This window comes from Pseudomonas sp. D1HM (genome assembly GCF_019266105.1).
In the GTDB taxonomy this organism is placed as follows: Bacteria; Pseudomonadota; Gammaproteobacteria; order Pseudomonadales; family Pseudomonadaceae; genus Aquipseudomonas; species Aquipseudomonas taetrolens.
Genome location: NZ_LRMN01000006.1, coordinates 153,735 through 167,486 on the forward strand (window position 1 = coordinate 153,735; position 13,752 = coordinate 167,486).

Here is a 13,752-nt window from a genome sequence, read left to right on the forward strand (position 1 = left end):
TTTTTTTGCCCGGAACCGCTCAGGCGCAGGCGGTTTCGGTTGCCTGGCACACATCGACCCATTGAGCATTGACCAGTTCTGCCATGCGCGTGGGGCAGATGCGCACGGCTGTATGCGTCGCACCGGCTGCGGGCATGACTTCAGTGAAGGCCTGCAGGGAAATATCACAATACACAGCAAGATCCGTCGCCAAGCCAAACGGGCAAACCCCGCCGACCGGATGGCTGGTAAGGGCTACGACAGTTTCGGCATCCAGCATTTTGGCTTTGCTGCCGAGTGCATGCTTGATCTTCTTGTTATCGATACGGGCGTCGCCGCGGGCTACCAGCAGCACATTGCGTTCACCGACCCGAAAAGCGAGGGTCTTGGCGATCTGGCCGGGTTCGACCCCGTGGGCTTGCGCCGCCAGTGCCACGGTCGCCGTACTGGTGGCCAGTTCGATGATGTGCAGGTCTGGTGCGTTTGCGGTGAAGAAAGCGCGTACGGATTCAAGGCTCATCAGGCTCGACTCTTTGGGCAAAAGCCTGAATCTAGAGAAGCTCCGGGCGCATTGTCAATGCGCCCGGAGGCTGTTGCGGCTTAGATGTCCAGGCAGATCTTGCCGAAGTGCTGATTGGTTTCCTGGTATTTGAAGGCTTCGACGATCTCGCTCAGCGGGAAGTGACGATCGATCACCGGGCGCATGCCATTGGCATTGATGGCGCGGATCATGGCTTGTTGCTGGCTGCGGCTGCCCACCAACACACCTTGCAAGCGCACTTGCTTGATCAGGGCCGGGACGAAGTTCATCTCGCCGCTGACACCGCTCAAAATACCGATGATCGAAATATGCCCTGCGACCCGCACGGCAATCATCGACTGTTCAAGCGTTGAAGGGCCGCCAACCTCAATGACGTGATCGACACCGCGGCCGCCGGTCAGGGCGCGGGCAGTCTCACCCCATTGCGTATCCTTACGGTAATTGATCACATGATCCGCACCCATAGCCTTCAGGCGTTCGAGTTTTTCGTCGCTGGAGGAGGTGGCAATCACCGTGGCACCGGCCATCTTGGCGAATTGCAGGGCGAATATCGACACCCCGCCGGTACCTTGCAGCAGCACCGTGTCCCCCGGCTTGAGCGAGTCATCGACCATCAGGGCGCGCCAGGCTGTCAGGCCTGCCGTGGTCAGGGTCGAGGCCTGGGCATGGCTCCAGCCCGCAGGGGCGAGGGTGAACGAAGTGGCCTTCGCCGTGACCTGTTCGCGGGCATAACCATCGATGCCGTCACCGGGTACAGTGCCGAAACCTTCAACCAGCGGCGTGCCGTCAATCCATTCCGGGAAGAAGGTGCTGACCACCGAATCGCCCACCTTGAATTCGCTGACATCAGTACCGACGGCAATGACTTCACCGGCACCGTCCGCCATGGGAATGCGGGGTTCAGTGGGGCCCCACATGCCGCTTACGACTGCAAAGTCATGGTAATTCAATGAGTTGGCATGCAAACGTACAGTGATTTCTCCGCTGGCCGGTGCACGTACTTCGCGTTCGCCGATGACGACATTGTCATATCCGCCGCCAGGTTGGACGATAATGGTTTTGCTGCTCATGGAATACCCTCATATTTACATTACGTAAAATAACGAAATGTAAGATTAAAAATTACAACGCGTGTTTCAGCTTAACTGCAAATTCATCGATCGCCTGTTCATTGCGTCGGTAATACGTCCATTTGCCAATGCGTGTCGTCAGCACAAAGCCGGCGCGCTGCAAAATGGCCAGGTGGGCGGAAGCGGCAGAAGGGCTCAGGCCAGCCTTGTGCTGCAAATGGGTCACGCACACACCTATGGCAGGGTCACCGTGACCCTGAGGCGGGAAATTATTGGTCGGGTCTTTGAGCCACTCCATCATTTGCATGCGGGTGTCATTGCCCAGCGCTTTTAGCTGTTCGAGAATCATGGGCGCAACGATACGCCTTTTTACGAAATGTTCAATAATTAGCCTGGGAGCGGTGTGACGCAAGCACGCCATCGGCTGTTTTTTGTAGCATCGAAGCCACCGGTAAACGGGCCGTGGCAAGAGGCCGCAGGCGTCCGGAGTTTTGCAATTGTAGAATCAATCCTGTATTTGTTGCGCCATTGAGCCTTGGCCAAGGCTCGTTTGTATTATGAACTTGCCCATCAGGAACCATGATGCCTAACCAGTTTCCCTCCGTACGTCCCCGTCGCTTGCGCCGTTCACAGACCTTGCGCGATGTGTTTCAGGAAACCGAATTCAGTCTGAACGACCTGGTGTTGCCGATTTTTGTCGAAGAAGAAATCGATGACTTCGTGCCGATCAGCAGCATGCCGGGTGTGATGCGTATCCCCGAGTCGAAACTGGCGGGCGAAATTGAGCGGTATGCCCGTGCGGGGATCAAATCAGTGATGACCTTCGGTGTGTCGCATCATCTGGATGCCACCGGCAGCGACGCCATGCGTGAAGACGGCCTGGTATCGCGCATGGCGCGTATCTGCAAGGACGCCGCGCCTGAAATGATTGTCATGAGCGATACCTGCTTTTGTGAGTACACCTCGCACGGTCATTGCGGCGTGATGCATGACCACGGTGTCGACAATGACGCAACGCTGATCAACCTGGGCAAGCAGGCGGTGGCCGCTGCCGCAGCAGGCGCTGACTTTATTTCACCTTCGGCCGCAATGGATGGCCAGGTCCAGGCGATCCGCAGCGCGCTGGATGGTGCGGGCTTTTCCGACACGGCGATCATGGCCTATTCGACCAAGTTTGCGTCTGCCCTTTATGGCCCGTTCCGCGAGGCCGGTGGCAGCGCACTGAAAGGCGACCGCAAGTCATACCAGATGAACCCGATGAACCGGCGTGAGGCCATTCGCGAGTCGCTGCTGGACGAGCAGGAAGGTGCTGACGTACTGATGGTCAAGCCGGCAGGTGCTTACCTGGACATTATTCGCGACATTCGTGAAGCCACGCACTTGCCCTTGGCCGCGTATCAGGTCAGCGGTGAATACGCGATGATCAAGTTCGGTGCTCAGGCGGGCGCCATCGATGAAGCGCGGGTGGTCCGTGAAAGCCTTGGCTCGATCAAGCGTGCCGGTGCCAACATGATCCTGACCTACTTTGCCATGGACCTTGCTTTGCAAGGGATTTGAGCCAGGCGCGGGTTCCCGCGCTTAACCGTTACGCCCAATGCGCCGGGTCATCCACGATGGCCTGGTGCCCTTCGAGGATTTTCGGAATTTCGAGCTTCAGGAACTCGACCCAGGTCTTGACCTTGGCATCCAGAAAACGTCGTGAAGGGTAGAGCGCATAAATGCTTTTTTCATGCAGGCGATACTGCGGCAGCACGCGTACCAGCGCGCCACTCCGGTAAGAGCCCACCGCGACATAATCCGGTAGCAGACACACGCCCAGCCCGGCCTCGGCCGCTTGCGCCATGGCCTCGGCCACATTGACCTGAAACACACTGCCAGGGCGGATCGACTGTTCGCCGTGTTCATCGTGGAAGGTCCAGCTGTCGGTAAACAAGGGATCTACCAGGTGCAGGCAGCGGTGATCGTTCAGGTCGCCGGGTGTTTGCGGGACCCCATGACTCTTGAGGTAGGAGGGGGCCGCACTGATGACGCTGAAAATGCTCCCCAGCGGTTGCCCGATCATTTCCGAGTCCGGCAGGCTGCCCGACAGCGTGATGACTACGTCATGGCCTTCTTCAAGCAGGTCAGGCTGGCGTTGGGACAAGGTTAAGTCGACATTGACCTGCGGATAGAGCTCGGCGTAACGGGCCACCAGCGGAGCCAGCAGCTGGATGCCCAGCCCGGTAGTGGACTGTACCCGCAAGTGGCCACGGGGAATCAGGTGTGCACCGGCGGCTTCGGCATTGGCATCCTCGATCTCGCCGAGGATCATGCGGCAGCGTTCCAGATAGCGCATGCCGACTTCGGTCAGCGCCAGGCGGCGCGTGCTGCGTTGCAACAGGCGGGCCTGCAACGAGGCTTCCAGCTCGGACAGCAAACGCGAAGTTTGTGCCGTGGAATAGCCCAGCGCCTGAGCGGCGGCAGTAAAACTCCCGGTTTCGACTACACGGACAAACACCCGCATTGCCTGATAAATGTCCATGCCGATTCTTACCTCACACGTAAGCGTGCTTTTTTGTGGCGGTAATAATTACACAGACTGTCGGAAAAATATCCTGTATTGAACCCTGTCGACTAGCTGCGCACCCCTTGTGAGCGGGCCTCGGCAAGCGATCCGGGCATGGGGCGGGCCAAATGTAAGTACGAATTGTATATATGGGCCAGGGCGCAGGTTACGTTTTATGTAAGAAAGGTACTTCGACTGCGAATTGACAAGACTTATTGGGAAATGTGAAGGGCGTCTCTTTGTCATCTCTTGCTTTTGTGAAGCTATGTGCTTGATTCTTATGGACGGGAATTTTATTTGTAATAGTCTGTCACAGCGTTACCTTTATTCTGGGTAGAGTGCCCGTGTTTAAACCGTCAGCGGTGAACTTGCCAAAAAGTTTTGCTCACAAGGTGCCTATTTTTGAAAGCTATTGAACCTCCGCCAGCTGCAACTTCACACGCTGATATTGATCTGTTTGACCTGCTTCACTCGTACTGGAAGCAAAAAAAGCTGATTGCTGCCACCACGGTTGTAGCGGGTGGGGTTGCTTTGGCCTATGCATTGCTTGCGCAGCCGGTCTACCTGGCGAGCAGTGTTCTGCGTCCCGCGGCCATCAACGAACTCGATGCCCTCAATCGATCCGAGGTCTACAAGCTGCCTCCGAAAGAGGCTTTGCTTAAAGTGGGGTCTGCGCTGGAGTCGTATGACACGCGCTTGAACTTTTTCCGTGACCATCAGGAACTGTTCAAGCCGCTGGAAAAAGACGGTATCTCGCTGGAACAGAGTTTTGAGATTTTTAACCGTGATGCCATCCACCTGACTCAGCCAGACCCGAAAAAGGCTGATTCGTTGAGCCCGTTCATACGGCTTGAGCTGACTTATCCAGACACGGTCAATGGCGTACAAATTCTCAATGGTTTTGTGGAATACGCGATCAATAACCAGCGGGAACAGATCAGCGCCGACCTGAAGGTCATCATCAATAACCGTCTCAGAGAGCTCGAAGAGAAAATCAACGCTGCCCGCTCGGGTTATCACGCGGATAAAGAGGGCAAGATTGCAACTCTGGTCGAGGCGGACTCGTTGCAACGGGCAAAATTGAAAGACGAGTTGAAGGCCCTGCGCCTGCAACTCAGAACGGAGCGTGACGACCGCATTGCGCAGCTCAATGAAGCGATTTCCATTGCCAGTTCTTTGGGCATTGTGCATCCGACCACACCGTCAGCGATGGCGGATGCGGCCCAGGGCTCGTCTTCCAGCGTAATGCGTACCGAAATCACGTCACAGAGCATCCCGTTGTATTTCATGGGCACCAAGGCCCTTCAGGCTGAACGCGCGGCATTGCTCAAGCGTACGTCTGACGATTTCACGGACAAGAAGGTATCGGACATCGGCCGGCAGTTGCAGCTGCTGGAAGTCAACCGCCAGGTGGAGATGCTTGCCAAGCGCTCGAACGAAGACCTGTTTCTGAAAAATATTGAACCGTTGCGGGCCGAAGTGGTGCGGTTGGGTAACCTGAGGACCGATATGAGTCATCTGGGGTTGGTCAATATCGACCGCAAGGCCCAGACGCCGATCAGTCCGATCAAGCCGAAAAAAGCCATCATTGTCATCCTCGGCCTGTTCCTGGGCGGTTTGCTGGGCATGGGCATTGCCACGGCCCGGTATTTCCAGGGACGTCGCCGGCAAAACCTCAAACCGTCGGTTTAAGCCAGAACAGCAACCGATTTGATATTGGCCCAGAGCACTTGCCCGGGGTACAGGCCAAGCTGGTCGCGTGAGTAGCGGGTAATGCGTGCCAGCAAGGCGCTGCCCGCCAGCTCAAGGCGCACCAGCACATGGGCCTGATTGTCGGCTTCGGCTTCTTCGATAACCGTCACCTGCAAGCTGTTCAGTATGCTGCTGTGCTCACCCGGGGACAGGCTCAAGCTGACATCACGGGCTTGCACCCGCACATGCAGCGTGTTGCCGATTGCCATTGGCGTGTGCGCGACGCGCAGACGCTGGCCTCCCTGGGTCAATTGCAAGGACAGCAAATGATAGTGGGCATCGTAATCACACACTTTGCCGATAATGACGACCCCGGCGTCATCCCCTTGAGCCAATGGCAGGTCTAGCCGGGCAAGGGTTTCGCTGATCGGGCCACTGGCCAGCGCCTTGCCATCGCTCAACAGCACAATATGGTCTGCCAGCCGCGCCACTTCGTCCTGGGAGTGGCTGATGTAAAGCACCGGGATCTCCAGCTCAGCGTGAAGGCGCTCCAGATACGGCAGGATTTCGCGCTTGCGCGCGTTGTCCAGAGCGGCCAGCGGCTCGTCCATCAACAAAAGCCCGGGGCTAGTCAGCAGGGCGCGGGCAATGCCGACCCGCTGGCGTTCGCCTCCTGATAAATGATTGGGCATACGCGCCAGCAAGTGCGAGATGCCCAGTAATTCGCAGGCATGCCCCAGCTCGACATGCCGGTCTCCGGGGGCAACGCGCTTCAGGCCGAACTCAAGGTTTGCCCGCACCGTTAAATGTGCAAACAGGCTCGCCTCTTGAAAAATGTACCCCAGCGCACGCTTGTGTACCGGGACAAACACGTTGTTGCGGGTGTCCTGCCAGACTTCATTATTGACCTGCACAAATGCCTGGCTGGCACGTTCCAGGCCGGCGATACAGCGCAGGCAGGTGGTTTTTCCCGAGCCGGAGTGACCGTAAAGCGCTGTCACCCCCTTGCCAGGCAGCTGCAGGTCAAGGTCCAGGGTAAACCCGGGATAACGGTGTTGCAGGCGTAGCGTGATCGGTGTCGCCATGTTCAGCTCCAGCTGGTTTGAGCCTTGCGGCTGGAATACAGGGCCAATAGCACCAGGAACGAGAACACCACCATGGCACCTGCCAGCCAGTGGGCCTGGGCATATTCCAGTGCTTCCACATGGTCGTAGATCTGAACGGAGACGACGCGTGTCTTCTCCGGGATATTGCCGCCGATCATCAGCACCACGCCAAACTCACCGACGGTATGAGCGAAGCCTAAAATGGCCGCCGTGATAAACCCCGGTCTGGCCAGCGGCAGGACGACGCTGAAAAAGGTGTCCCAGGGGTTGGCGCGCAAGGTAGCGGCAACTTCAAGCGGCCTTGGGCCAATGGCCATGAACGCGTTCTGCAAAGGCTGTACGACAAAGGGCAGGGAGTAAATCACTGATCCGATCACCAGCCCGGCAAAGCTGAAGGTCAGCGTGCCCAGGCCCAGTGCTTGAGTGAGCTGGCCGACATACCCGTGGGGGCCCATGGCGAGCAATAAATAGAAACCGATGACCGTGGGCGGCAATACCAGCGGAAGGGCAACGATCGCCCCGACGGGCCCGCGCCAGCGCGAGCGGGTATGGGCCAGCCACAGGGCGATGGGAGTACCGAGCAAAAGCAAAATGAATGTCGTCACTGACGCCAGTTTCAAGGTCAGCCAGATTGCAGAAAAGTCAGCACTCGATAGCGGCATTTAGAGTTGGTAACCGTAGGATTTGATAATGGCTGTGGCTTTCGGGCTTTTCAGGTAATCCGCCAGGGCTTTGGCGGCCGGGTTGTTCTCGCCCTTTTTGAGGATCACCGCCTCTTGCCGGATCGGGTCATGCAGCGCAGCCGGGACAATCCAGGTCGAGCCGCTGCTGACTTTGCCGTCTTTGTAGATCTGCGACAAGGCCACGAATCCCAGTTCGGCATTGCCGGTAGAAACGAACTGGTAGGCCTGGGTAATGTTCTGGCCTTCGACAATCTTGCCTTTGACGCGGTCGGTCAAGCCCATCCCGGCCAGCACCTGGGTCGCGGCCAAGCCGTAAGGAGCTGCTTTAGGGTTGGCAATGGCCAGGTGGTTGAAGGTGTTTTCTGTCAGTACCTTGCCATCGTGATCGACATAGCCTGCTTTGGCGGACCACAAGGCCAGCGTGCCAACGGCATAGGTAAAGCGGGAGCCGGGGACAATCTCGCCTTCTTTTTCGAGTGTTTTTGGCGTGCTTTCATCCGCAGCCAAAAACATTTCAAAGGGAGCGCCGTTTTTAATCTGCGTATAAAACTGCCCGGTTGCGCCGTAGGCGGCGATCAGCGTGTGCCCGGTGTCTTTTTCAAAGTCGCGGGCAATGGCCTGGATCGGCGCGGTGAAGTTGGCAGCCACTGCCACCTGCACCTCATCGGCGTGCGCAGAGCCCAGCGCGAAGCAGCCGGTCAATGCGGTGATCAAAGATAAAACCGGGGAACGAGCACAAACATTCATGACCAAACTCCGTTAACGGGATGGGCCCCTAAGCCATGGGGGGCGGACAGAAGGAAGATAATCGGTATATAAATAAATATATAGCGCTTTGTGCGCCAATTGATTGGGTCAGGGGGGCGGCAGGGGCTTACCGGGCTTTGCGCAACGTGAGGTTGATCCGTTGCTCGCCCAGCAATGGATGATGCCCGGGCTGAATCGGCAGCACACCGTGATAGCGCAAGCGGTCGACACCGCCCCAGACCACAATGTCGCCATGAAACAGCGAGACGCGTTGCGCCGGGTCATTGCGCTGAAATCCGCCGAACTGGAACACCGCAGGCAACCCCAGCGACACCGAAACAATCGGTGCAGTGCAGGAGCGTTCGTCCTTATCCTGATGCAATGACATTTTGGCGCCCGGCGCGTAGGCGTTGATCAGGCAGGCATCCGGGACAAAATCTTCAAACCCTGCCGTGCTGGCCGCCGCTCTGGCCAGCGCCAGGAAGGCCGCGGGCATCGCTGGCCAGGGCTGGTCAGTCAATGGGTCGGTAGCGCTGTAACGGTAGCCATTGCGGTCGGAGTACCAGCCCCAGTCACCGCAACTGCTCAAGCGTGCGGACAGGGCGAACCCTGCGGGGGTCTGCATCTGTCGCAGGGGCGCGCAGTTCAGAATGTTCGCCAGCGCGATCAGCAGTTCATCAACCCGGGGCAGGGCGTGTCCGCGCAACACAAACGCCTGCTCACTGATCCTTTCTATCCGGGTCGGTTGTTGCAGGTCGTCTTCGGCAAACAGATCAAGAGACATTGGGGCTTAGAGCGCCTTGCTCGCCTTGATGTCGGTGATGACATCGTCCGCATCGCCGTGGATGCGTTCGAGGGCGGAGCGGGCTTCCTCTTCGGAGCCGGTTTGCAGCTGAGCAAACTCAAAACGACGTTCGCCGTTCAGTTTGTACTTGATGACGAACTTGGTGGTGTCGTGACGGGTGGTATCCACGGTATTTCCTGTCTTTGAAGGCTATGGGTGTCAGGCTTAGCGGAGTTTCGAGCTTGAGCGACGTACGATCTTGATGGTCGGTTTGAAGCTAGGCTTGCGGGTCACGCTGATTGCCCGGCTGGTGACGGTGTCAATGGTGATATTCCAGAAACCGGTGCTCGGTGCGGTGATGCGTGCCGGGAAGTCCTTGAAGGCACCGCCGTGGTAGGAATGACGACCGCCGTTCTTGAAACTGCGGAAATGCGCATCGCTCATCAGGCGGATGTTGCAGGGTTGGGAGCACTCAATAACGACGATGTCATCTTCGTTAAGGTGCTCACGCTGGTGAATAAATTTCATGGGGGCTCCAGAATGGGGGCTTTTGCTGAAAAATCAGCACGATAACATGTGCTTTAGTCCAAGCAGGGGGCCAAAGACGCTTATTATGACGCGATGCAGGTGAGTCTGACGTAAAACTCTGATAAATCGCCACAATTGACGCAGGACCCAGGGATAAATTCTGAATATCCATTGTCGTAGGGTCTTTAACGGAGGTTTTGTATGAAGTGGGGCGTATTGGTGGCAGTGCTGGCGTTGGGGGGCTGTGCATCAGTCACGGACATAGAGCAGACATTGCCGACAATGAGTGTCATCTCGGGCAAGAAGCCGCAAGCCTATGCGGAATGCCTGGTGCAGCAACTGGAAGGTACTCGCAAGCCTCCCCAGATTGAGCCGCACAAAGAGGGGCTGCGGATTATCATCCCGCAAAAAGTGACATCCGGGCCGACGGCGGTCGTTGACATTGAGGAGCGCTCAGGCGGCAGCAGCATCAAAGTTCATGAAAGCATGGCCAACGTTCCGGTACGTCCCAGCGATATCCGTAACGCAGTAACACACTGCATTTCCGGTTGAGTGCGGTCACAAGCAATCTGACCGCCTCACGCTCTCCCCAACCTGACGATCGCTCGATGCGGCGTCAGGTTTTTTAACGCCTACTTGCAGGTCACCACGATATTGCGGGCGTTGAAATTGCCCACGTCAACACCCAGCGTCTTGTCGCGCTCTTGCACGGCCGGCGTTCCGTCGGTGCCGACGATGTTGTAACCGGTGCCCGCGCAGGAAGCATCGGCCTTCTCGTAGCATTTGGCCCATGACATGGCTTCGCCCGAACAGTCGATGCTCAATCCTTGTTTGCCATCCGCCAAGTAAGTGCTGGAGGTTGTGGCGCAACCCGCCAGTGATGCCAGTGCAAGTAACGTCAGAAGTTTATTCATTGAAGGGGTCATCAAGAGTAGGGTTAGTCTTTCTTGGCGCGTCGGCGTGCGGGAGGTGCAGGCTGATCCTGGAATACCGATGCAATTTCAATGGCAGCCTGTTCGCTCGCAAAAGGGCCCGCGACCTGTTCGTTTGCCCCATCGAGCATCCACCACTCGCCGGAATCGTTCTGCTGGATCGTGTAGCCGTTGACACTGTTTGCTGTGGACATCGAATAACTGCCTTTTAAACTCAAATAATGGCGATATGATAACGCCTGTCGTGGATTTGGCATTCAGGTATTTTTTACGGCTTCAAGCAGGCAGGGAAGGTGTTTGGTGGGCTCCAGTCGCGTTTCCGGGTGTCGAAAAACACTGTTAAGGGAACTTACCGGAACAAATTTCCTCTATGTTGGCATCAGTTTGCTACCGCAGGCATTGTAACGTCGATGTCGCCTGATTAGACTGCGCCAAAAATTCGAACGTAAAGCCCTTTGTAAGGACTCATATGATCAAGAAATGCTTGTTCCCAGCAGCCGGTTACGGCACTCGCTTTTTGCCCGCGACTAAAGCCATGCCTAAAGAAATGCTGCCGGTGGTGAACAAGCCACTGATCCAGTACGGGGTTGAAGAGGCACTGGATGCGGGTTTGACCGAAATCTCCATCGTAACGGGCCGCGGCAAGCGTGCGCTGGAAGACCACTTCGATATCAGCTATGAACTGGAAAACCAGATCAAGGGCACCGATAAAGAAAAGTACCTGGTCGGTATCCGTCGCCTGTTGAGCGAGTGCTCGTTCTCTTACACGCGTCAGACCGAAATGAAAGGCCTGGGCCATGCGATTCTGACTGGCCGCCCGCTGATCGGTGACGAACCGTTTGCTGTTGTTCTGGCAGACGACCTGTGCGTCAACCTGGAAGGCGACGGCGTCCTGACGCAAATGGTCAAACTGTACAACCAGTACCGTTGCACCATTATCGCGATCCAGGAAGTCGATCCTCAGGAAACCAACAAGTATGGCGTTATTGCCGGTGACCTGATTGGTGACGACCTGTACCGCGTGCGCAACATGGTTGAAAAACCGGCACCGGAAGATGCCCCGTCGAACCTGGCCATCATCGGTCGCTACATCCTGACTCCGGACATCTTCGAGCTGATCAAACAGACCGAGCCGGGCAAGGGTGGCGAGATCCAGATTACCGATGCCCTGATGAAGCAGGCGCAGAACGGTTGTGTGATCGCCTACAAATTCAAAGGTCAGCGTTTTGACTGCGGTGGCGCTGAGGGTTATATCGAAGCGACCAACTTCTGCTTCGAAAACTTCTACAAAACAGGCAAGGCTTACTGACAGGGCCTGTTTGTAGCACGCTTCAAGACAAAGCCACCCTCGGGTGGCTTTTTCGTATTTTTGTTTTCAGCGAACCCGGCGCTGGTCAATCGCGCCGGAGCGATTATGCTGATGGGCTGCCCAGGAGAAAGAAATGGCCTACGAATTTGATTTGTTTGTGATTGGTGCGGGTTCCGGCGGTGTGCGTGCGGCCCGCTTTGCGGCGGGTTTTGGCGCAAAGGTAGCGGTGGCTGAAAGCCGTTATCTGGGGGGAACCTGCGTAAACGTGGGGTGTGTCCCGAAAAAGTTGCTGGTGTATGGGGCGCACTTTGCCGAAGACTTCGAGCAGGCTTCGGGGTTTGGCTGGAGCCTGGGGGAAGCGAACTTTGACTGGGCGACCCTGATCGCCAACAAAGATCGCGAGATCAATCGCCTCAACGGTATTTACCGCAACCTGCTCCTGAACAGCGGCGTCACCCTGATGGAAGGCCACGCCAAACTGACCGGGCCGAACGAAGTCGAGGTGAATGGTCAGCGCTACACCGCCAAACACATTTTGATCGCCACCGGTGGCTGGCCGCAGATTCCTGAAATTCCTGGCCATGAGTACGCCATCAGCTCCAACGAAGCGTTCTTCCTCAAGGCGCTGCCAAAGCGGGTACTGGTGGTGGGCGGGGGCTATATCGCGGTTGAGTTCGCCGGGATCTTCCAGGGCCTGGGCGCCGAGACATCGCTGTTGTATCGCGGTGAAATGTTCCTGCGCGGGTTTGACGGCGCGGTGCGCAAGCATCTGCACGAAGAGCTGACCAAGCGCGGCATGGACGTGCAGTTCAATGCCGATATTGCGCGTATCGACAAGCAGGCTGACGGCAGCCTCAAGGCGACACTCAAGGATGGTCGAGAGTTGATTGCCGATTGCGTGTTCTACGCCACGGGCCGCCGTCCGATGCTGGACAACCTGGGCCTGGAAACCACTGGTGTGAAGCTCGACAAACGCGGGTTTGTTGAGGTCGATGAGCTGTACCAGAGTGCCGAGCCTTCAATTCTGGCCATTGGCGACGTCATTGGTCGCGTGCAACTGACGCCCGTGGCATTGGCCGAGGGCATGGCGGTTGCGCGTCGTTTGTTCAAACCCGAGCAGTATCGCCCGGTGGATTACAAAATGATCCCGACCGCGGTCTTCAGCTTGCCCAATATCGGCACCGTGGGCTTGAGCGAAGAGCAGGCGATCGAAGACGGGCACAAGGTGCAGATCTTCGAGAGCAGCTTCCGCCCGATGAAGCTGACGCTTACCGAATGCCAGGAGCGCACGCTGATGAAGTTGGTGGTCGATGCCGACACCGACAAGGTGTTGGGTTGCCACATGGTAGGGCCGGAAGCAGGGGAGATCGTGCAGGGGTTGGCGATTGCCTTGAAGGCCGGGGCTACCAAGCAGCATTTCGACGAAACCATCGGGGTTCACCCGACCGCCGCCGAAGAGTTTGTGACCATGCGTACCCCGGTAAAGCGCTGATCGATAGAGCCAGAAAGCCCTTCTAGGCGCGAGCTTGCTCGCGATAGTCGTTAACGATAACGCGTATGTGCTGGATAAACGCGGCGCTTTCGAGAGCCTCGCGAGCAAGCTCGCTCCTACAGGTTTTGATCATCTGATGTAGGAGCGAGCTTGCTCGCGATGGTCGTTAACGATAACGCGTGCGTGCTGGATAAACGCGGCGCTTTCGAGAGCCTCGCGAGCGAGCTCGCTCCTACAGGTTTTAGGTTTTGATTGGTATTTGTGCGCCAAAGCCCTTGTAGGGGCGAGCTTGCTCGCGATGGTCGTTAACGATAACGCGTGCGTGCTGGATAAACGCGGCGCTT

Annotated in this window: 17 protein-coding genes; 5 read left to right on the forward strand and 12 right to left on the reverse strand. The window is 57.0% G+C overall.

Annotation, left to right across the window (positions count from 1 at the left end):
- Positions 1-19 precede the first annotated feature (19 nt).
- The 3 genes from AWM69_RS08240 to AWM69_RS08250 all read right to left on the reverse strand — a co-directional run bounded on the left by AWM69_RS08240 (position 20) and on the right by AWM69_RS08250 (position 1,939).
- A complete protein-coding gene (locus AWM69_RS08240; protein WP_218726228.1) occupies positions 20-499 on the reverse strand; it encodes a YbaK/EbsC family protein in 480 nt (159 codons plus the stop codon).
- 80 nt (positions 500-579) lie between these two features.
- Positions 580-1,590, reverse strand: coding sequence for an NAD(P)-dependent alcohol dehydrogenase (locus AWM69_RS08245; RefSeq protein ID WP_218726229.1), 1,011 nt, complete (start codon positions 1,588-1,590; stop codon positions 580-582).
- A 52-nt stretch (positions 1,591-1,642) separates the two neighbouring features.
- Entirely contained in the window at positions 1,643-1,939 is a 297-nt protein-coding gene (locus AWM69_RS08250; RefSeq protein WP_131653806.1) for a helix-turn-helix transcriptional regulator, read from the reverse strand.
- Positions 1,940-2,172: 233 nt separating this feature from the next.
- Here AWM69_RS08250 and hemB point away from each other — a divergent pair, with 233 nt between their 5' ends.
- A complete protein-coding gene (gene hemB, locus AWM69_RS08255) occupies positions 2,173-3,147 on the forward strand; it encodes a porphobilinogen synthase (protein WP_048379711.1) in 975 nt (324 codons plus the stop codon).
- A gap of 28 nt (positions 3,148-3,175) precedes the next feature.
- On the opposite strand, the gene AWM69_RS08260 is transcribed toward hemB, so the two are convergent.
- On the reverse strand, positions 3,176-4,111 hold the full coding sequence (locus AWM69_RS08260) for a LysR family transcriptional regulator (protein ID WP_131653807.1): 936 nt from the start codon (positions 4,109-4,111) through the stop codon (positions 3,176-3,178).
- A gap of 426 nt (positions 4,112-4,537) precedes the next feature.
- Here AWM69_RS08260 and AWM69_RS08265 point away from each other — a divergent pair, with 426 nt between their 5' ends.
- On the forward strand, positions 4,538-5,827 hold the full coding sequence (locus AWM69_RS08265) for a Wzz/FepE/Etk N-terminal domain-containing protein (RefSeq protein ID WP_256930244.1): 1,290 nt from the start codon (positions 4,538-4,540) through the stop codon (positions 5,825-5,827).
- Here AWM69_RS08265 and modC read toward each other — a convergent pair.
- The 6 genes from modC to AWM69_RS08295 form a co-directional block, all read right to left on the reverse strand.
- The gene (gene modC / locus AWM69_RS08270; protein ID WP_131653808.1) at positions 5,824-6,912 is read right to left on the reverse strand and encodes a molybdenum ABC transporter ATP-binding protein; all 1,089 of its coding nucleotides are present in this window, start codon (positions 6,910-6,912) and stop codon (positions 5,824-5,826) included. The two genes, AWM69_RS08265 and modC, sit on opposite strands and share 4 nt — an antisense overlap.
- Before the next feature lie 2 nt (positions 6,913-6,914).
- Positions 6,915-7,595: a molybdate ABC transporter permease subunit gene (modB, locus tag AWM69_RS08275; protein ID WP_131653809.1), complete on the reverse strand. Its 681-nt coding sequence runs from the start codon at positions 7,593-7,595 to the stop codon at positions 6,915-6,917.
- A complete protein-coding gene (gene modA, locus AWM69_RS08280; RefSeq protein WP_131653810.1) occupies positions 7,596-8,363 on the reverse strand; it encodes a molybdate ABC transporter substrate-binding protein in 768 nt (255 codons plus the stop codon). It abuts the gene before it with no gap.
- A gap of 127 nt (positions 8,364-8,490) precedes the next feature.
- Positions 8,491-9,147 carry a DNA oxidative demethylase AlkB gene (alkB, locus tag AWM69_RS08285; protein ID WP_218726230.1) on the reverse strand — a complete coding sequence of 219 codons (657 nt, stop codon included), beginning with the start codon at positions 9,145-9,147 and terminating at the stop codon, positions 8,491-8,493.
- A gap of 6 nt (positions 9,148-9,153) precedes the next feature.
- Positions 9,154-9,336, reverse strand: coding sequence for a hypothetical protein (locus AWM69_RS08290; RefSeq protein WP_048379726.1), 183 nt, complete (start codon positions 9,334-9,336; stop codon positions 9,154-9,156).
- A gap of 36 nt (positions 9,337-9,372) precedes the next feature.
- Entirely contained in the window at positions 9,373-9,675 is a 303-nt protein-coding gene (locus AWM69_RS08295; RefSeq protein WP_048379727.1) for a DUF1883 domain-containing protein, read from the reverse strand.
- A gap of 201 nt (positions 9,676-9,876) precedes the next feature.
- Between AWM69_RS08295 and AWM69_RS08300 the strand changes: the two genes are divergently transcribed.
- Positions 9,877-10,227 carry a hypothetical protein gene (locus AWM69_RS08300; protein WP_131653812.1) on the forward strand — a complete coding sequence of 117 codons (351 nt, stop codon included), beginning with the start codon at positions 9,877-9,879 and terminating at the stop codon, positions 10,225-10,227.
- A gap of 80 nt (positions 10,228-10,307) precedes the next feature.
- Here AWM69_RS08300 and AWM69_RS08305 read toward each other — a convergent pair whose 3' ends face one another.
- Complete coding sequence (locus AWM69_RS08305; RefSeq protein WP_131653813.1) at positions 10,308-10,589, reverse strand: hypothetical protein; 282 nt, start codon at positions 10,587-10,589, stop codon at positions 10,308-10,310.
- A 23-nt stretch (positions 10,590-10,612) separates the two neighbouring features.
- Positions 10,613-10,801 (reverse strand): hypothetical protein, encoded by a 189-nt coding sequence (locus AWM69_RS08310; protein ID WP_131653814.1) that lies wholly within the window; start codon positions 10,799-10,801, stop codon positions 10,613-10,615.
- Positions 10,802-11,076: 275 nt separating this feature from the next.
- On the opposite strand from AWM69_RS08310, the gene galU reads away from it, so the two are divergent.
- Together galU and gorA are read left to right on the forward strand one after the other, a co-directional pair.
- Positions 11,077-11,916, forward strand: coding sequence for a UTP--glucose-1-phosphate uridylyltransferase GalU (gene galU, locus AWM69_RS08315; protein ID WP_048379735.1), 840 nt, complete (start codon positions 11,077-11,079; stop codon positions 11,914-11,916).
- Between the two features lie 133 nt (positions 11,917-12,049).
- Positions 12,050-13,408: a glutathione-disulfide reductase gene (gorA, locus tag AWM69_RS08320; protein WP_218726231.1), complete on the forward strand. Its 1,359-nt coding sequence runs from the start codon at positions 12,050-12,052 to the stop codon at positions 13,406-13,408.
- Positions 13,409-13,752: the final 344 nt, after the last annotated feature.